This window comes from Paraburkholderia sp. SG-MS1 (assembly GCF_012275575.1).
GTDB lineage: Bacteria > Pseudomonadota > Gammaproteobacteria > Burkholderiales > Burkholderiaceae > Paraburkholderia.
Genome location: NZ_NPIH01000219.1, coordinates 23446 through 43517, shown reverse-complemented (window position 1 = coordinate 43517; position 20072 = coordinate 23446). Strand labels below are relative to the sequence as shown.

Here is a 20072-nt window from a genome sequence, read left to right as displayed (position 1 = left end):
TGTGCCGAGGTCATGAGACGATACCGAAAGGAACGCCCTTATGACCGAAACAACAAGCATGACAAAGAAGAGCAAGAAACCGAGCACGCCGAAGCTGTTTCCGGATGAACTGATTGATCAACTGCTGGCCCAGGTGCAGAACAAGGATGCCGAGTCGATTCTCGGTGAATCGGGCTTGGCCGGCCTGCTCAAGAAGCAACTCGCCGAGCGCATGCTGGCGGCCGAACTGACGCATCACCTGACGGCTGAGGCCGAGCAGGGCAACGCCGGCAACCACCGCAACGGCACGAGCCCGAAGACGGTCATCACGCCCAATGGCGAGTTGAATCTGGATATCCCGCGTGACAGGCAGGCGACGTTCGAGCCGCAACTGGTCGGCAAATACCAACGTCGATTGCCGGGATTCGACGACCATGTGATCAGCATGTACGCGCGCGGTATGAGCGTGCGCGAGATCCAGGGCCACTTGCTGGAGCTGTACGGACTGCAAGTGTCGCCCGACCTGATCTCCACCGTCACCGATGAAGTGCTGGCTGAAGTCGAGCAATGGCAGCAACGACCGCTTGAGGCGATGTATCCGATCGTGTATTTCGACGCTCTGCGGCTGAAGATTCGCGACGAAGGCACGGTCAAAAACAAGGCGGTGTACCTGGCGCTGGGTATCCGCGCCGATGGCCGCAAGGAAGTGCTGGGCCTATGGATCGAACAGACCGAAGGCGCCAAGTTCTGGCTAAAGGTCTTCAACGAGCTGAAGAACCGCGGTTTGCACGACATCCTGATTGCGGTGGTCGATGGCTTGCGCGGCTTTCCCGAAGCGATCGAGGCGGTTTATCCGGCCGCGCAGATCCAGACTTGCATCGTGCATTTGATCCGCAATTCGCTGAATCTGGCGAGCTGGAAAGACCGCAAGCCGTTGGCTGCCGCGCTCAAGCCGATCTATCAGGCCGCCACGGCCGAAGCGGCGGCAGCCGCGCTCGAAGCCTTCGCTCAAAGCGACTGGGGCCGCAAATTCCCCACCGTGGCGGCGATGTGGCAGCGTCAATGGGAGCAGGTGATCCCGTTCTTCGCCTATCCGCCCGAAGTGCGTCGGATTATATATACGACCAACGCCATCGAGAGCATGCACATGCAACTGTGCAAGATCGTCAAGAACCGCGGCCACTTCCCCAGCGACGAAGCCGCCAGCAAGCTGCTGTATCTGGCCTTGCGCAACATCGAAAAGGATTGGAAGATGCCGCCTATCACCTGGCGGCAAGCGGTCAATCAGTTCGCCATTCTGTTCGGCGAGCGCTTCACCAACGCCATCAGCTGAGACTTTTTACAGCGACCTCAGCACACGAAATTCCTGACACGTCCCGCAGTCCCCATCGGTGCCCTTCATACGCCCCCTCGCCCTTTGCCAGCGAGATTGAAAGATATACATCCGTCGATCCTTCAACCTTGTCTTGGGCAACGTCAGCGACTCGCATCCGCGCCACCTGTACTGGGCGCATCCCTGTACCGATAAGCAGCCACAACAACGCGTACGTCTCCAGCGAGATTCTTCCGCCTGCGAACTGCAAGTTCAGTTCAGCCGTTAGCGCGCCCATCTCATGGCGCGTTAAGGCACCCCGTTCCGGATCGTTCGTTTGAAGGGCGATGTATGCTTGGTTTTTGGTGGTACCAACCTGGTCAAGCAAATACGCCGATACCTCCTCGCTGACGCCTCCCTCGCCAGCCTCCACCCATCGCCGTAACCACGGGATGACAAAGGCTAACGCTACGTCAAATTTGGCACTGCGGGCTTCCCTGGCTATTTTCCAGCTGTTGATCCCAGAGAGGTCAATAGATTGGAGGATTCCGCCAACCGAATCAGCACCAGCTTGCATCATGTCTTGAAACAAGTTCAGAGATCGACAGGCGTAGCTTAGCGACTTTGTCATCAGATATTTTCGGGCCCCCCGATAGGTCGCTGCGGCGATGTCCTTCGATACCGGCATCGTTGAAAATGCGAATGAATAGGTCGCATTCGAATCGGGATCACGCACAGAAAATTTTTCACTGGTGACTACCGAAATTCCGTCACGCGTAAGTATCTCGGTCAGAGGAAACAGGTCGGTAGATTCACGCTTATGAAAACCAGTGGCCTTAGGTGAAGTCATCGTGAGTGGGGATCTTGGTATGGTGTCAATTGACCGCATTTACCAACAACTGTGCAATTGAAACTAATAAGCGGAAGCGCGGCGATTAGTCAGGCTGATCTGTGAGACGCCGAGTCATTTCTTCGGCAATCTCCGCAGCCTTCTCGCGGACATACCGACGTGTGTAGTTCCCAGCCATGGAGCTCCCTGCTGTCCATCCCATCATGTGACAACGGGTTCTGGATTCCTTGTCGTCTCCTGGCTTTCGTTCTGGGGGTAAGGCGTCAATAGCTTCACTGAACCGCTCATTCCAGTCATGTCTCAACGTGTGGGGTGTGAGGTCGGGTGGTAGGTCGGGTACAGCCTTGCGTAACCGGCGAAACATGTCATTCACTGTTGACAGCGCCAGCGGGTGGCCATTGACCGTCGTCCAGACAAACCCATGGCGTCGTTGCGAGACAGGAATCTTGGACCAAACTCTGTCGATATAGTCGTAGAGTTCCTCTGCAAGCTCTGCCGAAAGCGGAACCGTACGGGCCAGCGTCTTGGTGCGCGGTTGTACGGATCGAAGATCGCTCTTGTCATCTGCGCTTCTGTGTATTCGGAGAAGCCTGAGATGAACGTCAATGTCCTCCACCTTCAGTTGCAGCGACTCACCTCTGCGATACCCAACCTGGTAAGCCAAGGAAATGTAGAGATAGTTACGAAGCCGCTGAAACTCACCACGGAATGGATTTGCTTCGCTATCAGGACGAATCGCCCCAAGGAGAACGCTACGCTGAGTCGGCAGAAGTCCGGTCCGCCCCACATCGGAATCGGAGGACTTCGACTTGGGTTTCAGGCTTCGCAGGTGGTTAATGACTGATTGGGTAAGGGCGCGTAAATGCGACCCTGCGGCGGCGTCTACCAGCTTGGTAGTTCTGCGAGTGGCGTGCCATTCAAGATAGAGAGCAATATCCGCGATCCTGATCGAGGCTTCATATGTACCGACGGTACGCGCAGTATGCGTCCGCAACTTCCGGCGAACGGCTTCCAGGCTGTGGCGCTTGGGATGACCGCCTGCCTTCCCCTTGCGGACGAGATAGCGTCGAGAATACCTCAGCTCGTTCGCGAGCGATTCCACCTCATCAAGAGTAAGAAAGTCGCCATGGACCAGGCGGTGATCAATATCGATCTCGCGTGCCGCGGCCCACTGGTGAAGAAAGCCTATGTTCTGAAGCGCTCGACAAATTGTGTTCGTAGCAAGCGAACAAGCGCGAAGCTGCGTCAGGGCAAAAAGATTGGGCCAGTACAGAGGGTGGCCGCCATCTGCATAAAGCAGGATGGCAAACCGCTCTCCGCTACTGGCCCGAAGTTCACGTGTGATGTAGGTGGGATTCATGTTTACATTCTGGCAAACCGCAGAATGCAGCACATCCCCCCTACAACCACCAGTTTACATATTCATCAAACAAATCTTTATAAAACAACTACTTATACAGAATAACTTTACCTTTCCAGAAGACTCGTCTCTACTGGCAAGCCTCGCACTCTTCAAAGCCAGGGTCGCCCGGACGCATCATGCATACCGGACCGTCCGCTTCCGGCGCTGCTTCGACCGCGACCGCCGGGGCTGCCGCAGCGGCCTGAATGCCGCCCGACGCTGCACCGCCGCTCATGCCAAAGCCGCCCGCTGCGCCACCTGCCGCCCCGCCCGAACCTTCGCCGCCACCCGAGCTCACCGCGTTCAGGGCGCCGTGCGCGACCGTCGACTTCTCGACGTGCGTCGCCGCCATCGTGCGCAGATAGTAGGTCGTCTTCAGACCGCGCACCCAGGCAAGCTTGTAGATTTCGTCGAGCTTCTTACCCGATGCGCCGCCCATGTAAATGTTCAGCGACTGCGCCTGGTCGATCCACTTCTGACGACGCGAGGCCGCTTCGACGAGCCACACCGGATCGAGTTCGAACGCGGTCGCGTAGATCGCGCGCAGGTCGGCCGGGATACGGTCGATGCGCGAGAGCGTGCCGTCGAAGTACTTCAGGTCGGCGACCATCACTTCGTCCCACAGGCCGCGTGCCTTCAGGTCGCGCACCAGGTAGTCGTTGACCACCGTGAATTCGCCCGACAGGTTCGACTTGACATACAGGTTCTGGAACGTCGGTTCGATACAGGCCGACACGCCGATGATGTTCGAGATCGTCGCCGTCGGCGCGATCGCGACGCAGTTCGAGTTGCGCATGCCGTAGGTGGCGATGCGCGAACGCAATTCGGTCCAGTCCATCGATTCGCTCGAATCGACTTCGACATAACCGCCGCGCGCTTCGGCGAGCAGCTTCACCGAGTCTTGCGGGAGGATGCCGCGATCCCACAGCGAGCCACGGTAGCTCGAGTAACGGCCGCGCTCCTGCGCCAGTTCGGTCGACGCGTAGTAAGCGTAGTAGCAGACCGCTTCCATCGACGTGTCGGCGAACTGAACCGCCTCTTGCGACGCGTACGGCGTGCGCAGCAGGTGCAGACAGTCCTGGAAGCCCATGATGCCCATGCCGACCGGACGGTGCTTCAGGTTCGAGTTACGCGCCTTGGCGACCGCGTAGTAGTTGATGTCGATCACGTTGTCGAGCATGCGCATCGCCACGCTGACGGTGCGCTTGAGCTTGTCGTGGTCGAGCGCGAGCGTGCCGTCGGCCTGTTCCTTCAGGTGCGCGACGAGGTTCACCGAGCCGAGGTTGCAGACTGCGATTTCGGCGTCGCTGGTGTTCAGCGTGATTTCCGTGCACAGGTTCGACGAGTGGACGACGCCGACGTGCTGTTGCGGCGAGCGCACATTGCACGGATCCTTGAACGTGATCCACGGATGGCCGGTTTCGAACAGCATGCCCAGCATCTTGCGCCACAGTTGCGCCGCGGGAATCTTCTTGAACAGCTTGATCTCGCCGCGTGCGACCTTGTCTTCGTAAGCCGTGTAAGCCGCTTCGAACTCGGCGCCGAACAGGTCGTGCAAGTCCGGGCAGGTGGACGGCGAGAATAGCGTCCAGTCGCCGCCTTCCATCACGCGCTTCATGAACAGGTCGGGAATCCAGTTCGCCGTGTTCATGTCGTGCGTGCGGCGACGGTCGTCACCGGTGTTCTTGCGCAGCTCGAGGAATTCTTCGATGTCCAGGTGCCACGTTTCCAGGTACGCGCACACCGCGCCCTTGCGCTTGCCGCCCTGGTTCACGGCGACCGCCGTGTCGTTGACGACCTTCAGGAACGGCACGACGCCTTGCGACTTGCCGTTGGTGCCCTTGATGTGCGAACCGAGCGCACGCACGCGCGTCCAGTCGTTGCCCAGACCGCCGGCGAACTTCGAGAGCAGCGCGTTTTCCTTCAGCGCTTCGTAGATGCCGTCGAGGTCGTCGTCGACCGTCGTCAGGTAGCACGACGACAGTTGCGAGCGGCGCGTGCCCGAGTTGAACAAAGTGGGCGTGGACGACATGAAGTCGAAGCTCGACAGCACGTTGTAGAACTCGATCGCGCGCGCTTCGCGGTCGATCTCGTTCAGCGACAGGCCCATCGCGACACGCATAAAGAATGCCTGCGGCATTTCGATGCGCACGTTGTCGTGATGCAGGAAGTAGCGGTCATACAGCGTTTGCAGACCGAGGTAGCCGAATTGCAGGTCGCGGTTGTTGTCGAGCGCGGCGCCGAGGCGCTTCAGGTCGAACTGCAGCAGCTTGTCGTCGAGCAGCTCGGCTTGCACGCCGCGCTTGATGAACTGCGGGAAGTATTCGGCGTAACGCTCGCCCATTTCGGCTTGCGTGACTTCTTCTTCGAGGATCTCGCGGCGGATCGTGTGCAGCAGGATGCGCGCCGTGACCTGGCTGTACGCCGGATCTTTTTCGATCATTGTGCGCGCAGCGAGAATGGCCGAGTCGTAGACCTGGCTCATCGGCACGCCGTCGTACAGGTTCTTCACCGTTTCCGCGATGATCGGGTCGGCGCTCACGGCGTCGCCCAGGTTCGCGCAAGCGGATTCGATGATGCCGCGCAGCGCGACCAGATCGAGCGGACGCGTGACGCCGTTGTCGGTGACGTTCAGACCCGGCGCGCTCGCAGCGACCTGCTCGTCGTGACCGCGCGCCTGCGTGCGCTTCTCGCGATACAGCACGTAAGCACGCGCGACGTTATGTTCGCCGCCGCGCATCAGCGCCAGTTCGACCTGATCCTGAATGTCTTCGATATGGAACGTGCCGCCGTTCGGGCGGCTGCGCACGAGCGCGCGCACCACGCTCTGCGTGAGTTGCTCGACCAGTTCGCGCACGCGCGCCGATGCCGCGCCCTGACCACCGTTGACGGCGAGGAACGCCTTCGTCACGGCGATGGCGATCTTCGACGGTTCGAACGACACCACGCTGCCATTGCGACGGATCACCTTGTAGTCGGCATAGGTCGTCTGCGGCGCGAGCGCCTGAGCGCCTTGTGCCTGGCCAAAGGCCTGGCCAGTCGGTGAACCCTCGTACCGGGTCGTCACGTTGTCGGTGGTTTGCATGTGCAAAGCTCCTGGTCCTGGAAATGGTGCGGCGAGTGCCGCGGATTAAATCGAACGCTGCGCCGCCGCGAGCGGCAGCGCTGAGGGGTAGGAAAAAGGCCGGCCGGGCCGGTTGCCGGGATGCGACTGCGATGAAGCCTGATTCGAATTCGTAACGGTCTTCACCGGATGTGTCGCGATCACTTGCTGTGCCCTTTTCCTGAATGCTTCCGGGTGCGGCCGGAGGTCTCTACCGGCTGTGCCCCGAAATTTTTCTCTGCTGGAATGCTTGCGGCGCCATGTTCCACCGAACGGGGCGCCGCTGATTTATGCACTGGGTTATCCACACAGTTATGCACACTCGACACAAGATATAGTGTGCAACTGAATCTACGGCACCAAGTATAGTGGAGATTCAAGACAGGTCAAATCGTTTTATTTAAGCCGCCGGGGTTGACTTTTTGCATCGCGCGCTGCGAAGCCGTCGCCGGGAGAACGAGGCTGCGCCTTGCTCTCCTCGCGTCACGCGAACTCGTGCGAGGGGGTGTTACAGCGTTTTGGAAAACTTGAGATAGGGGAAGTACTGATCCGCAAGCGCCGTCTCTTTTTGCAGCCGCTGCCACTCGAAATGCGGCCCTGGATCGGTCTTGCGACCGGGGGCGATGTCCGAGTGACCGGCCAGCGCGTCGACCGGATAACGCGCCTTCAGCGCGCTCACCAGGGCACCGAGCGTGCGGTATTGCGCCGCCTCGAAAGCAGTCGTGTCGCTGCCCTCCAGTTCGATGCCGATCGAGAAATCATTGCAGCGCTCGCGGCCGAAAAAATTCGACGGCCCCGCGTGCCACGCGCGCTCGTTGCACGACACAAACTGTTCGAGCACGCCGTCGCGATGAATCACGAAATGCGCCGACACCCGCACGCCGCGCAGGTGCGAGTCGTAGTACGGGTGCGCATCGCAATCGAGCGTGTTCAGGAACAGTTCGGCGATCGCCGTGCCGCCGAACTCGTCGGGCGGCAGGCTGATGTTGTGGACGACGATCAGCGTCGGCACGGCGCCGGCGGGCCGCGCTTCGAAATTCGGCGAGGGCAGTTGGCGAGCGGCGGCGACCCAGCCGTCTGCATCGACGGCGAACTCGACGCTCATCGAGCGTCGCGCCCCGAGGGACGCGCGCCGTGACGCTGCGCGTGCGCGGCGCTGCAGAACGGCTGCCCCGCCACCACGACCGAGTCGCTCTTCGGCGCGTGCACGCCGCATTCGACGCAGCGGATCATCGGCTCGGCGAGTTGCGGCGCGGCGCTGGGATGCGCTCCGCCGCCGGCAGCGCCATTGGCACTTCTGGCGCCCGCGCCCTGCGCGCCCGTGCGGCGGGCCGTTTGCGCATCATGACGGCGCACCGCCTTCACCAGCCATTGCCCGACGATGAACAGCAGGATCAGCAAAAAAATTTGTCGCATGGGGACACGCTCACACTACGGCACGGTGCAACAGCACCTCGAAAACAAAACGGCTGCCGACATATGCCAGCAACAGCGCGACGAACGACGCCAGCACCCAGCGCAATGCCGCACGGCCGCGCCAGCCGGATACCTTGCGCGCGGTCAGCAACGCGCCGAACATCACCCAGGAAAGAATCGCGAAGACGGTCTTGTGATCGAGCCGCAGCGCGCGGTCGACCAGTTGCTCGCTGAACAGGATGCCCGAGACGAGCGTGAGCGTCAGCAGCACGAAGCCCGCGCCGATCAGACGGAACAGCAGCTTCTCCAGCGTCAGCAGCGGCGGCAGCGTATCGAGCCAGCTCGACAGCCAGCCGTTGCCCGCGGCGGCCGCATTCCGTTGTGCGAGACCGCCGCGCATCGCATGCAGACGCCGCTCCACGAGCAGCATCAGAATGGCGTGCAGCGCCGCGATCGCAAAGAGACCATACGCGATGTTGGCGATCAGGAAGTGCAGCTTGAACATCGGCGCGGCCGAATACGGCAACACGCGCACGCCGTTAAACGCCAGCGGCAACAGCGACGCGATGCACGCAAGCGGCAGCACGAGCAGACGCAGGCCGTCGAGCGGAAAGAAAAAACTCTCGATCCAGTAAATGCCGGCGCCGAGCCAGAACATGGCCGACAGTGCGAACGCGAAGCCGAACACCATCGCGTTCTGCGGGAAAATGGTGGTATGCAGCAGCACGCCATGCGCGAGCAGCGCGACGAACAGCAGCGCACGGCCCGGCGTGCTCATGCCCGATGCGACAGAAGCGTCCGGAACACCCGCGGCAGCGGGCATCGGCGGCACGCTCTCCAGCATGGGACGCGCGGCGGCGTGCCGGTGCGAGCGCCAGCCCGCCACGGCAAGACCGCCGTAGAGGAGCGCAGTGAGGGCATACAGTACAATATCCATATTCGAAGTTTACACTAGGCCCCTACTCCGCGACGTCTTCCACGTCGCGTGCTGCGCGGGCCGCACTGTTCATCGCTCCCCATGCTCGACAATCTGACTCAACGGATGGCGCGCGTCGTCAAGACGCTGCGCGGCGAAGCCCGGCTTACCGAGGCGAACACCCAGGAAATGCTGCGCGAAGTTCGCCTCGCGCTCCTCGAGGCCGACGTGGCGCTGCCCGTCGTGCGCGAGTTCATCGCCAAGGTGAAGGAAAAGGCGCTCGGCGAAGAGGTCATCAGCAGTCTGTCGCCGGGTCAGGCGCTGGTCGGCGTGGTGCAGCGCGAGCTCACCGCGATCATCGGCGGCGACTACGAAGGCAAGGCGGTCGAGCTCAATCTCGCCGTCACGCCGCCGGCCGTCATTCTGATGGCGGGTCTGCAGGGCGCGGGTAAGACGACCACGGTCGGCAAGCTCGCCAAGCTGCTGCGCGAGAAGTACAAGAAGAAGGTGCTGACGGTTTCGTGCGACGTCTACCGCCCTGCCGCTATCGCGCAGTTGAAGACCGTGACCGAGCAGGTCGGCGCGGATTTCTTCCCGTCGGAACCGGACCAGAAGCCGGTCGACATCGCACGCGCCGCCGTGGACTGGGCCAAGCGCCACTATCACGACGTGCTGCTGGTCGACACGGCCGGCCGTCTGGGTATCGACGAAGCGATGATGCAGGAAATCGCTGCGCTTCACCGTGAACTGAAACCGGCGGAAACGCTCTTCGTCGTCGACGCAATGCTCGGCCAGGACGCAGTGAACACCGCCAAGGCGTTCAGCGACGCACTGCCGCTCACCGGCGTGGTCCTCACCAAGCTCGACGGCGACTCGCGCGGTGGCGCGGCGCTCTCCGTGCGTCACGTGACGGGCAAACCGATCAAGTTCGTCGGTGTCGCGGAAAAGCTCGACGGCCTCGAAATCTTCTACCCGGATCGGATGGCGAACCGGATTCTCGGCATGGGCGACATTCTCGCTCTCGTCGAAGAAGCGCAACGCGGCGTGGATGTTCAAGCCGCGCAGAAGCTCGCCGACAAGGTCAAGAAAGGCGGCGACTTCGACCTCAACGATTTCCGCGCGCAGCTCACGCAAATGAAGGGCATGGGCGGCCTGTCGTCACTGATGGACAAACTGCCCGCGCAGTTCCAGCAGGCCGCCGCCGGCGCCGACATGGGCCAGGCCGAAAAGCAGATGCGCCGCATGGAAGGCATCATCAACTCGATGACCCCGCTGGAGCGCGCGAAGCCCGATCTGATCAAGGCCACCCGCAAGCGCCGCATTGCCGCGGGCGCGGGCGTGCAGGTGCAGGAAGTCAACCGCATGTTGAACCAGTACGACCAGATGCGCACGATGATGAAAAAGCTCAAGGGCGGCAATCTGCAGAAGATGATGCGCGGCATGAAGGGCATGTTGCCCGGCATGCGCTAAGCTTTAGAAAAACGGTGGGCGCGCCAGTACACGAAGCACGGCGCGCGCGGCTGACTCCAGGCTCATGCGAGTTTATTCCGTCCCGCAGGCCGCCGTTGCCCAAGGGAGCTTCCTGCGGGGCGCTCTCTCACCCTATGTATACAGTTACCGCCCGCCAGACGTCATGAACCGCGAAGAAGCCCTCCACATTTTTAGCCACTCCGAAGAAATCGTTTCGGCCAGCGACGTCAACGCGTCGATCAGCGGCATGGCGGCCGCCATTCGCGACGAGATGAGCGAGGACTTCCCGCTCGTGCTGTCGGTGATGGGCGGCGCCGCGGTATTCACCGGCATGCTGCTGCCGCACCTCGATTTCCCGCTCGAGTTCGACTACATCCATCTGACCCGCTACCGCAACACCACCAAGGGCGGCAACGAGATGCAGTGGCGCGTCGCACCGGCCGAGTCGGTGAAGGACCGCGTCGTGCTGGTGCTGGACGACATCCTCGACGAAGGCGAGACGATGGCCGCGATCCGCGACCGCATCCTCGCGATGGGCGCGAAGCGCTTCCTGAGCGCGGTGCTGTGCGAGAAGATCATTCCGAAGGCCAAGCCGCTGCGCCCCGACTACTGCGGCTTTGAAGTGCCCGACCGCTACGTGTTCGGCTGCGGGATGGACGCAAAGGGCTACTGGCGCAACCTGCCGACAATTCGCGCGCTGACCGAAGGGGCTTGATCGAGGCGTGGTCGACAGCGCCGCGGTCATGGCCGCATGGGTCGATCCCTGCAAATGGATGGCGTAAAAAAGCGGCCCGGGTGGGCCGCTTTTTTGTCAGTGCGCCGCAAGCACAACGTGAGCGCACTCGATGCTCGTGCAAAACGGTTCTCGTGCGGCGCAGCCTCATAGATGCTGCACGAAAGACCGGATACCACCGAGCATCATTTCGACCGAGATCGCCACCAGCACGAGACCCATCAGCCGCTCGAAGGCCGCCATCGTACGCTCGCCGAGCAGGATCTGAATACGCTCGGCCAGCATCAGCACGATCGCGCAGACGATCATCGTGACGGTCAGCGCGCCGATCCACTCGAACATCTTGCCGGGCGCCTGCGACGTCAGCAGCATGACCGTCGCCAGCGCCGATGGGCCCGCCAGCGCCGGAATCGCGAGCGGTACGATGAGCGGCTCGCCGCCGCGCGCGTCGCCGCCGAACGGACCGTCCGGATGCGGGAACACCATTCTCAGCGCGATCAGAAACAGCACGATCCCGCCGCCGATGCGCAAGGACTGGTCGCTTAGGCTCATCATGCGCAAAAAGCCCTGACCCAGCACCATGAAGATCAGCAAGATCGCGAAGGCGATCGCCACCTCGCGCAGAATGACGATCGTGCGACGCTCAGGCGCCACTCCGCGCAGACAACTGATGAAGAGCGGAATATTGCCAAGCGGATCGGTGATCAGGATCAGCAGGACGGTGGCAGAGAGGAAGGTGTACTGCACCGTCCGCTCCGCTTAGCGCGCTAACGCCGCGCGCACTTTCCCGATGACCGTCTGGGCGGCATCCTCGACCGGCAGCAGCGTCGCTTCGGTGTCGCGGCGGCCCTGGTATTCGAGCTTGCCCTCCTTCAGACCACGGTCACCGATCACGAGACGATGCGGCACGCCGATCAGCTCCCAGTCGGCGAACATCACGCCGGGGCGCTCGCCACGGTCGTCGAGAATCACGTCGATGCCCGCTTCGACCAGAGTCGCATACAACTTGTCGGCCTGCTCGCGCACGGCCTCGCTACGGTCATAGCCCATCGGGCACAACACGACTTCGAACGGAGCGATCGATTCCGGCCAGATGATGCCTTTGTCGTCGAAATTCTGTTCGATCGCGGCGCCGAGAATACGCGTGATGCCGATACCGTAGCAGCCCATTTCCATCGGCTGCGGCTTGCCGGTCTCGTCGAGGCAATTCGCGTTCATCGCTTCCGAATACTTGGTGCCGAGCTGGAACACGTGGCCCACTTCGATACCGCGGCAGATGTCGATCTCGCCCTTGCCGTCCGGCGACGGATCGCCCTTCTTCACATTGCGGATGTCGGCGACGACCGGCTCCGGCAGATCGCGGCCCCAATTCACCCCGGCGATGTGGTAATCCACCTCGTTCGCGCCGACCACGAAGTCGCTCATGTTCGCGACCGTACGGTCCGCGACGACCTTGACCGGCTTCTTCGTGTTGATCGGACCGAGGTAACCCGGCGGTGTGCCGAATGTTGCAATGATTTCGGCTTCGGTTGCCATGCGGAAATCGGCGAGACCCGGCAGCTTGCTCGCCTTGATCTCGTTCAGATCGTGATCGCCGCGCAGCATCAGCAGCCAGATGGTCGGCTCGGCGCCTTCGTTTTCCGTTGCCAGCACGATCGACTTGATCGTGCGTTCAAGCGGAATGTTCAGCAGTTCGGCGACGGCCTCGCACTTCGCCTTGCCGGGCGTCGCGGTCTTCTTCATGTCTTCGGCCGGGGCGGCGCGTTGCGCGTAGAGCGGCACCGCTTCGGCCGCTTCGACGTTCGCAGCGAAGTCCGAGGTCGGGCAATAGGCGATCGCGTCTTCGCCGGTCTCGGCGATTACGTGAAACTCGTGCGAGCCGCTACCGCCGATCGACCCGTTGTCCGCGGCCACCGCGCGGAAGTCCAGACCGAGGCGCGTAAAGATGCGCACGTACGCGTCGTACATCTTGCGATACGACTCGCGCAGACCTTCCGCGTCCTTGTCGAACGAGTACGCGTCTTTCATGATGAACTCGCGGCCACGCATCACGCCGAAACGCGGACGGATCTCGTCGCGGAACTTCGTCTGGACCTGATAGAAGTTGACCGGCAACTGGCGATAGCTCTTGATCTGATTGCGCGCAATGTCCGTGACCACTTCTTCGTGCGTCGGGCCGAGCACGAAGTCGGACTGCTTGCGATCCTTGAAGCGCAGCAACTCGGGGCCATACTTTTCCCAGCGGCCCGATTCCTGCCACAACTCGGCCGGTTGCACCGACGGCATCAGCAATTCAATCCCGCCTGCCCGGTTCATTTCTTCGCGCACGATGGCTTCTACCTTGCGAATCGAACGCAGGCCGACCGGCAGGTAGTTGTAGATGCCGCCGGCGACGCGGCGGATCATGCCGGCGCGCACCATGAGCTTGTGGCTGATGATCTCGGCGTCGGCGGGAGCTTCTTTCAAAGTGCCGATAAAGAAACGGGAAGCTTTCATTCAGATTATCCAAAAGCGGCGGCTCCGGAGGGACCGCCCGAAAGGTGAAAACGGTAGGGAAAATCGTACGGATCCGGCACGGTACGCCTGACACCGGCAACGACGCTGCCCGGACGCGGCGCCGAAGCCGCGCGCAGAGCTTATGCACAAGGGATAAGGCCCGGAAAGATTGACAGGCTACCGCAAATGCGGGGCTTTTGCGGCGATTCGTTCCATTCTGGTGCGATTCGGTGCGTCGGGTCCGTTATCTGTTTATAATCAAAGCAATTTTAAAGGATTCGAAGGTGGTTGTATGCTGGATCGTGAAGGCTTTCGCCCGAACGTCGGCATCATCCTCTTGAACGCGCACAACGAGGTGTTTTGGGGCAAACGGCTCCGTGAACATTCCTGGCAGTTTCCGCAAGGGGGCATCAAGTACGGAGAGACCCCCGTGCAAGCGATGTATCGGGAGTTACACGAAGAAACCGGACTGCTTCCTGAGCACGTCAAGGTGATCGGTCGCACGCGCGACTGGTTGCGTTATGAGGTGCCTGACAAGTTCATCAAGCGCGAAGTCCGCGGTCATTACCGCGGCCAGAAGCAAATCTGGTTCTTGCTCCGGATGGTAGGACGCGACTGCGACATCTGCTTGCGCGCCACTGACCATCCTGAGTTCGATGCGTGGCGCTGGAACGAGTACTGGGTGCCGCTCGACTGTGTAATCGAGTTCAAGCGGGATGTGTATCAGTTGGCGCTGACGGAGCTATCCCGTTTCATGCGCCGGCCTGCGCCGCGTGCGGAAAAACCTGGCGGGCACCATGGGCCGCGCTATCCCCGGATAGCGTCGTCGATGGAAAGTCCACCGGATTCCACGGTAATGACGGTGACTTCCGTAACGTCCGTCAGTATCGAAACATCGGTTCACGTCACGATCGCGTCCGATTGCGGTCAGGATTCCAGATCAGCGGCCGAGGTGGGCGCCGATCCGGAGCGCCAGGAAGAACCGGCCGACGAAACCGCCGGCTCGCTGTTCCGCCCGGGCGTGCGCAATTAACAACTCTGTGCGGCTGCCCATGCCGCCTCTGCTGGCGCGGCTCCTCGAGCCGTGCCAGTGTTTCGAGGAAACCATATTGAAAGCACTTGCACTCGTCGTGGCGTGTGTCGCCACCGGCGCCCTGCTGGCTGGCTGCTCGAGCGCCGGCAAACCCACCGATAAAGACGACAGCGCGTTCGTCTACCTGCTTGACCGCAAAGGCAACTGGGTTGAAAACCAGGTGGACACGCTGCCGCCGCTGCCCCAAGAGTCGAATCTGCTGCCGTTTGAGGTGTCGGGCAATACACCGCTGCAGTTCGCAATCGACCGGAATTCACTGAGCGTAGGCACCGACGGCGTAGTGCGTTATACCGTGGTCGTGACGAGCCCGAGCGGCGCTCGCAATGTGAACTACGAAGGAATCCGCTGCGACACTTACGAGTGGCGTCTGTATGCGGGCCTGAATGCCGATCATGACGGCTGGGACCGAACGGTCGCCAACGACTTTTCGCGCATCGAGAACGGCGCACTGAACGCCTATCACGCGGCGCTGTATCAGGACTATATGTGCGCGAACAAGATGCCTACGGGGAAGGCCGCGCAGATCATCGACAATATTCGCTACAAGCGTACCGCGACCTCGTTGATTCACTGAGGCGCGATTTTTCAGCGCTGTGAGCATGAATCATGCGGCGCGTCGTGGACATGAAAAAAGCCGTTCCAGCTTCCGCTTGGAACGGCTTTTTTATCGGCCGTGCACGTGTGCCGGTCAGTGGGTCAGACCAGCACCAGGTTGTCGCGATGGATCAACTCGGGCTCCAGCATGTAGCCGAGCACCGATTCGATGTCGCCGCTCGGACGCCGTTGAATCAGCTTGGTTTCCGCGCTGCTGTAGTTCGTCAGGCCGCGCGCCACTTCGTGCCCTGCAGGACTCACGCAAGCGATCACCTCGCCGCGCGCAAAAGCGCCCTGCACCCCGACGATGCCGATAGGCAGCAAGCTCTTGCCACCCGCCGTCAGCTTTTCGACCGCACCGTCGTCGATCACGACATGGCCGCGCACCTGTAGATGATCGGCCATCCATTGCTTGCGTGCTGCCATCCGTGCAGTGCGCGCGATCAGCTGCGTGCCGATCGCCTCACCCAATGCCAGCCGCGAGAGCACATCCGCTTCGCGTCCACTCGCGATCACCGTATTCGCGCCGCTGTGAGCCGCGCGCTTCGCAGCGAGAATCTTGGTCAACATGCCGCCGCGACCCAGACTCGAGCCCGCGCCGCCGGCCATTGCTTCGAGTTCCGCCGCGCCCGCATCGGCTTGCTGAACGAGCGTGGCGCTCGGGTCCTTGCGGGGGTCGGCGGTGAAGAGACCTTGCTGATCGGTGAGGATGACGAGCGCATCGCCTTCGATCAGGTTGGCGACCAGCGCACCCAGCGTGTCGTTGTCGCCGAATTTGATTTCGTCGGTAACGACCGTGTCGTTCTCATTGATGATCGGCACCACGCCCAGACGCAGCAGCGTGAGCAACGTGGAGCGCGCGTTCAGATAGCGCTCGCGATCGGCCAGGTCCGCGTGAGTAAGCAGAATCTGCGCGGTCTGAATGGAGTGCTCGGCAAAGCGGCTCTCGTACACCTGTGCAAGGCCCATTTGACCGACGGCCGCAGCCGCCTGCAACTCGTCGATTTCGCGTGGTCGTTTGGTCCAGCCGAGCCGCTGCATTCCCTCGGCGATGGCGCCCGAACTGACCAGCACCACTTCCTTGCCTTGCGCTCGCAGCGCGGCAATCTGCGCGGCCCAGCGGCCGATTGCTGCATGATCGAGGCCACGCCCGTCATTCGTGACGAGGCTCGACCCAACTTTCACTACCAATCGCCGTGAATCTGCGATGACGGAACGCATTGTGCGCGGTCTCCCAAGATGACGCATGATGCATGCCGGCAGCCCGCCCAAGCCTGCCGGCGCTCGATCTTTTCATTACTGCGGATCGGCGCTGGATTCGTCAGCGGCAGCCGGTGCCTCCGGCTTCTCGCGGAAACGCACGTCGGCGGCGAGATCTTCGGCTTCCGCCGCACGTTGCGCGTCCGAATGCGCAGCGATGTGATCGAACACCGCGTAGCAGAGGTTTTCGCAGCCCTGACCGGTCAGCGCCGAGATTTCGAACACCGGTCCTTCCCAGCCGAAGCCTTCGAGGAATGCCGAAACGCGCGCTTCACGCTCGTCTTCGGGCACCATGTCGAGCTTGTTCAACACCAGCCAGCGCGTTTTTTCGTAAAGCAGTTCGTCGTACTTGCGCAGCTCGTTGACGATCGCCTTGGCTTCCGCGACCGGATCGACTGCATCGTCAAACGGTGCGAGGTCGACGATGTGCAGCAGCAAGCCGGTGCGTTGCAGGTGACGCAGGAACTGGTGACCGAGACCCGCACCTTCAGCCGCGCCCTCGATCAGACCGGGGATGTCGGCGATGACGAAGCTGCGGCTCGGCCCGACACGCACCACGCCGAGATTCGGCGCGAGCGTGGTGAAAGGGTAGTCGGCGATCTTCGGCTTCGCGTTCGACACCGACGAGATGAAGGTCGACTTGCCCGCGTTCGGCATGCCGAGCAGGCCGACGTCGGCCAACACCTTCAATTCGAGGCGCACCATGCGGCGCTCGCCCGGCTTGCCGTCGGTCTTCTGACGCGGCGCGCGGTTCGTACTGGATTTGAAATGCAGATTGCCGAGGCCGCCCGCGCCGCCCTGCGCGATCTGCACGCTTTGGTTGTGCTCGGTCAGATCGGCGATCAGCTCGCCGGTTTCCATGTCGGTAATCGTAGTGCCAACCGGCATGCGCAACGTGATGTCGTCGCCGCCCTTGCCGTAGCAGTCCGCGCCACGGCCATTTTCGCCGTTGCGCGCCAGGTGTTTTTTTGCGTAGCGGTAGTCGATCAGCGTGTTGATGTTGCGGTCTGCGACCGCGATCACGCTGCCGCCCCGCCCGCCGTCGCCGCCATCCGGGCCGCCGAACGGAACGAATTTCTCGCGGCGCATCGACGCGCTGCCATCCCCTCCGTCGCCGGCGATGACTTCAATCCTCGCTTCGTCAATGAACTTCATGCGTAACTCCGTCCCGTGGTGTACTGCCAGATGGTGCTGCTAGGTTTGTTGCTATCGGATGCTGCTATTTTGCCGCGCCCGCCGCAGGTTGATCAATCGACCGAACGGCATAGCCGTCTCGGCATGCACGATCGATCTCGCGAATCAGCCGAAAGCGCCGCAATAAAAAAAGCCCCGCTAACTTCGCGGGGCCTTTTTCCGGTCCTGAAGCCCGTGCCTGAATAAACTCAGACTGCTGCCGGGACGACGTTGACCATGTGCTTCTTCGCTGCGCCTTTCGTCGAGAACTGGACGTGGCCGTCTGTCAGTGCGAACAAGGTGTGATCCTTGCCGATGCCGACGTTTTCACCAGCGTGCATACGCGTACCGCGTTGACGCACGATGATGCCACCAGCGTTGATAGCCTGGCCGCCGTAAACCTTCACGCCGAGGCGCTTCGATTCAGAGTCGCGGCCGTTGCGGGATGATCCGCCTGCCTTTTTGTGTGCCATTTGATTTGCTCCTTAACCGGTGCGCTTACGCGTTGATCGCGTCGATGCGCAGTTCGGTATAGTTCTGGCGGTGGCCGCCATGCTTCTGGTAGTGCTTCCGGCGACGCATCTTGAAGATGGTCACTTTTGCGTGACGACCTTGCGACACGACGGTAGCCTTGACGGAAGCCCCACTGACCAGCGGCGTACCGAACTTAATCGATTCGCCTTCGCCCACTGCGAGAACCTGGTCGAGCGTGATTTCAGCGTCAATGTCTGCCGGTATCTGTTCTACTTTAAGTTTTTCGCCGACAGCAACTTTATACTGCTTGCCACCGGTTTTTATGACCGCGTACATTGAGAACCTCACTCTGTGTTCATTTTTCCCACGCACCGCGCGCGGAAACCCGTGATTATACATAGAGTTAGCTGCTCGGTCAAAACTCGTTGAAAGCCGCCGCGCGCGAAGCCCGGCGCCTTGCCGGACTGCCCCAGCGCGCGGTCCTGAATGTCGCCCCGAGTGCGCCGCGCCGCAGCCTGCGACCCGGAACTGTCGCGATTCGCCTTATAATTCGCGGCACTACCCAATTCAGCCATCATGTCGTCGACTGCCACCCCCTCCTCCAACGCCGCCAGCCTGCTCGCTCCGATCGCCGAAGACATGCAGCAGGTCAATCGCGTCATCCGGCACCGTCTTGCGTCCGACGTGATGCTGATCAACCAGATTTCCGAGTACATCATCGGCGCCGGCGGCAAGCGGCTGCGGCCCGCGCTACTGTTGCTGGTGGCGGGCGCGTTGGGCGAGACCACGGGACACCGGCATGAACTGGCGGCGGTCGTCGAATTCATCCACACCGCGACGCTGCTGCACGACGACGTGGTCGACGAATCCGATCTGCGGCGCGGTCGCCAGACCGCCAATGCGCTGTTCGGCAATGCCGCGAGCGTGCTGGTCGGCGACTTTCTGTACTCGCGCTCGTTCCAGATGATGGTGGGCGTGGGCAAGATGCGCGTGATGGAGATTCTCTCGGAGGCGACCAACATCATCTCCGAGGGCGAAGTGCTGCAGCTGCTGAACATGCACGACGCGGACGTCGACGAAGCCCGCTATATGCAGGTGATCCGCTACAAAACCGCCAAGCTGTTCGAAGCCGCCGCCCAGCTGGGCGCGGTGCTGGCCGGCTCGGACGCGAAAACCGAAGCGGCCGCCGCGGAATTCGGCCGCCGCATCGGCACCGCTTTCCAGATCATGGACGACTGGCTCGACTATACCGGCACGGCCGAGTCGATGGGCAAGAACGCCGGCGACGATCTGCGCGAAGGGAAACCCACGCTGCCCCTGATCTATCTGATCGAGCGCGGCACACCCGAGCAATCGGCATTGGCGCGCGAAGCGATCGAACAAGGCGGCACTGACCGTTTCGACACGATTTTCGAAGCTATCACGCGTTCAGGCGCGCTGGACCACACGCTCGAGTGCGCGAAACAGGAAGCTCAGGCGGCCGCAGCCGCAATTTCTGCGTTTCCTAGTTCCATTTTCAAAGATAGCCTGCTAGAATTATGTTCTTACTCGACGGCAAGACAGTCTTGAACGAGACCGAAACGCCGGGTTAGTCCGAATCGAGTTCGCAGTACACATCGGGGTGTAGCTTAGCCTGGTAGAGCGCTACGTTCGGGACGTAGAGGCCGGAGGTTCGAATCCTCTCACCCCGACCAGATTTGCCTTGTTAGTTCGAGGCTCGAAAAACCGCCGCAGCTTGCTGGGCGGTTTTTTGTTTTACGCGCGATTTTCCTGCATCCCGCGCGACACTCGCCGCATATGC

19 protein-coding genes and 1 tRNA gene are annotated in these 20072 nt (G+C 61.5%); 7 read left to right on the top strand and 13 right to left on the bottom strand.

What is annotated here, in order from left to right:
• The first annotated feature begins 58 nt into the window (after positions 1-58).
• On the top strand, positions 59-1312 hold the full coding sequence (locus tag CIC12_RS19010; RefSeq protein ID WP_168665893.1) for an IS256 family transposase: 1254 nt from the start codon (positions 59-61) through the stop codon (positions 1310-1312).
• On the opposite strand, the gene CIC12_RS19005 is transcribed toward CIC12_RS19010, so the two are convergent.
• The 6 genes from CIC12_RS19005 to CIC12_RS18980 form a co-directional block, all read right to left on the bottom strand.
• Entirely contained in the window at positions 1305-2141 is an 837-nt protein-coding gene (locus CIC12_RS19005; RefSeq protein WP_168665889.1) for a hypothetical protein, read from the bottom strand. The genes CIC12_RS19010 and CIC12_RS19005 overlap by 8 nt on opposite strands.
• Before the next feature lie 85 nt (positions 2142-2226).
• Entirely contained in the window at positions 2227-3501 is a 1275-nt protein-coding gene (locus tag CIC12_RS19000) for a tyrosine-type recombinase/integrase (protein WP_168665888.1), read from the bottom strand.
• A gap of 130 nt (positions 3502-3631) precedes the next feature.
• Positions 3632-6628 carry a ribonucleoside-diphosphate reductase subunit alpha gene (locus tag CIC12_RS18995; protein ID WP_168665886.1) on the bottom strand — a complete coding sequence of 999 codons (2997 nt, stop codon included), beginning with the start codon at positions 6626-6628 and terminating at the stop codon, positions 3632-3634.
• Positions 6629-7154: 526 nt separating this feature from the next.
• A complete protein-coding gene (gene ampD, locus CIC12_RS18990; protein ID WP_168665884.1) occupies positions 7155-7751 on the bottom strand; it encodes a 1,6-anhydro-N-acetylmuramyl-L-alanine amidase AmpD in 597 nt (198 codons plus the stop codon).
• Positions 7748-8062 carry a PP0621 family protein gene (locus CIC12_RS18985; protein WP_168665882.1) on the bottom strand — a complete coding sequence of 105 codons (315 nt, stop codon included), beginning with the start codon at positions 8060-8062 and terminating at the stop codon, positions 7748-7750. Before CIC12_RS18985 ends, ampD begins: the two co-directional genes overlap by 4 nt.
• A gap of 10 nt (positions 8063-8072) precedes the next feature.
• A complete protein-coding gene (locus CIC12_RS18980) occupies positions 8073-8999 on the bottom strand; it encodes a cytochrome C assembly family protein (RefSeq protein ID WP_168665880.1) in 927 nt (308 codons plus the stop codon).
• 81 nt (positions 9000-9080) lie between these two features.
• Here CIC12_RS18980 and ffh point away from each other — a divergent pair, with 81 nt between their 5' ends.
• Positions 9081-10448: a signal recognition particle protein gene (gene ffh / locus CIC12_RS18975; protein ID WP_168665878.1), complete on the top strand. Its 1368-nt coding sequence runs from the start codon at positions 9081-9083 to the stop codon at positions 10446-10448.
• 163 nt (positions 10449-10611) lie between these two features.
• Positions 10612-11163, top strand: coding sequence for a hypoxanthine-guanine phosphoribosyltransferase (locus CIC12_RS18970; RefSeq protein WP_042320806.1), 552 nt, complete (start codon positions 10612-10614; stop codon positions 11161-11163).
• 165 nt (positions 11164-11328) lie between these two features.
• Here the strand turns inward: CIC12_RS18970 and CIC12_RS18965 are convergent, their stop codons facing one another.
• Positions 11329-11928 (bottom strand): MarC family protein, encoded by a 600-nt coding sequence (locus CIC12_RS18965; protein WP_168665876.1) that lies wholly within the window; start codon positions 11926-11928, stop codon positions 11329-11331.
• Positions 11929-11940: 12 nt separating this feature from the next.
• A complete protein-coding gene (locus CIC12_RS18960; RefSeq protein ID WP_168665874.1) occupies positions 11941-13677 on the bottom strand; it encodes a proline--tRNA ligase in 1737 nt (578 codons plus the stop codon).
• Between the two features lie 292 nt (positions 13678-13969).
• On the opposite strand from CIC12_RS18960, the gene CIC12_RS18955 reads away from it, so the two are divergent.
• Together CIC12_RS18955 and CIC12_RS18950 are read left to right on the top strand one after the other, a co-directional pair.
• Positions 13970-14710: an RNA pyrophosphohydrolase gene (locus CIC12_RS18955; protein ID WP_168665872.1), complete on the top strand. Its 741-nt coding sequence runs from the start codon at positions 13970-13972 to the stop codon at positions 14708-14710.
• Between the two features lie 76 nt (positions 14711-14786).
• A complete protein-coding gene (locus CIC12_RS18950; protein WP_168665870.1) occupies positions 14787-15344 on the top strand; it encodes a CNP1-like family protein in 558 nt (185 codons plus the stop codon).
• Between the two features lie 122 nt (positions 15345-15466).
• Here CIC12_RS18950 and proB read toward each other — a convergent pair whose 3' ends face one another.
• From proB to CIC12_RS18925, 5 genes are all read right to left on the bottom strand, one after another.
• Positions 15467-16585 (bottom strand): glutamate 5-kinase, encoded by a 1119-nt coding sequence (proB, locus tag CIC12_RS18945; protein ID WP_168665868.1) that lies wholly within the window; start codon positions 16583-16585, stop codon positions 15467-15469.
• 75 nt (positions 16586-16660) lie between these two features.
• Entirely contained in the window at positions 16661-17779 is a 1119-nt protein-coding gene (gene cgtA / locus CIC12_RS18940; protein ID WP_168665866.1) for an Obg family GTPase CgtA, read from the bottom strand.
• Between the two features lie 227 nt (positions 17780-18006).
• Complete coding sequence (rpmA, locus tag CIC12_RS18935) at positions 18007-18270, bottom strand: 50S ribosomal protein L27 (protein ID WP_020071242.1); 264 nt, start codon at positions 18268-18270, stop codon at positions 18007-18009.
• A 25-nt stretch (positions 18271-18295) separates the two neighbouring features.
• Positions 18296-18607 (bottom strand): 50S ribosomal protein L21, encoded by a 312-nt coding sequence (gene rplU / locus CIC12_RS18930; protein ID WP_007180329.1) that lies wholly within the window; start codon positions 18605-18607, stop codon positions 18296-18298.
• Between the two features lie 8 nt (positions 18608-18615).
• Complete coding sequence (locus tag CIC12_RS18925; RefSeq protein WP_168665863.1) at positions 18616-18864, bottom strand: hypothetical protein; 249 nt, start codon at positions 18862-18864, stop codon at positions 18616-18618.
• On the opposite strand from CIC12_RS18925, the gene CIC12_RS18920 reads away from it, so the two are divergent.
• Together CIC12_RS18920 and CIC12_RS18915 are read left to right on the top strand one after the other, a co-directional pair.
• A complete protein-coding gene (locus CIC12_RS18920; RefSeq protein WP_168665861.1) occupies positions 18848-19840 on the top strand; it encodes a polyprenyl synthetase family protein in 993 nt (330 codons plus the stop codon). The two genes, CIC12_RS18925 and CIC12_RS18920, sit on opposite strands and share 17 nt — an antisense overlap.
• Positions 19841-19888: 48 nt before the next feature.
• A tRNA-Pro gene (locus tag CIC12_RS18915) sits at positions 19889-19965 on the top strand.
• The last annotated feature ends 107 nt before the right edge of the window (positions 19966-20072 follow it).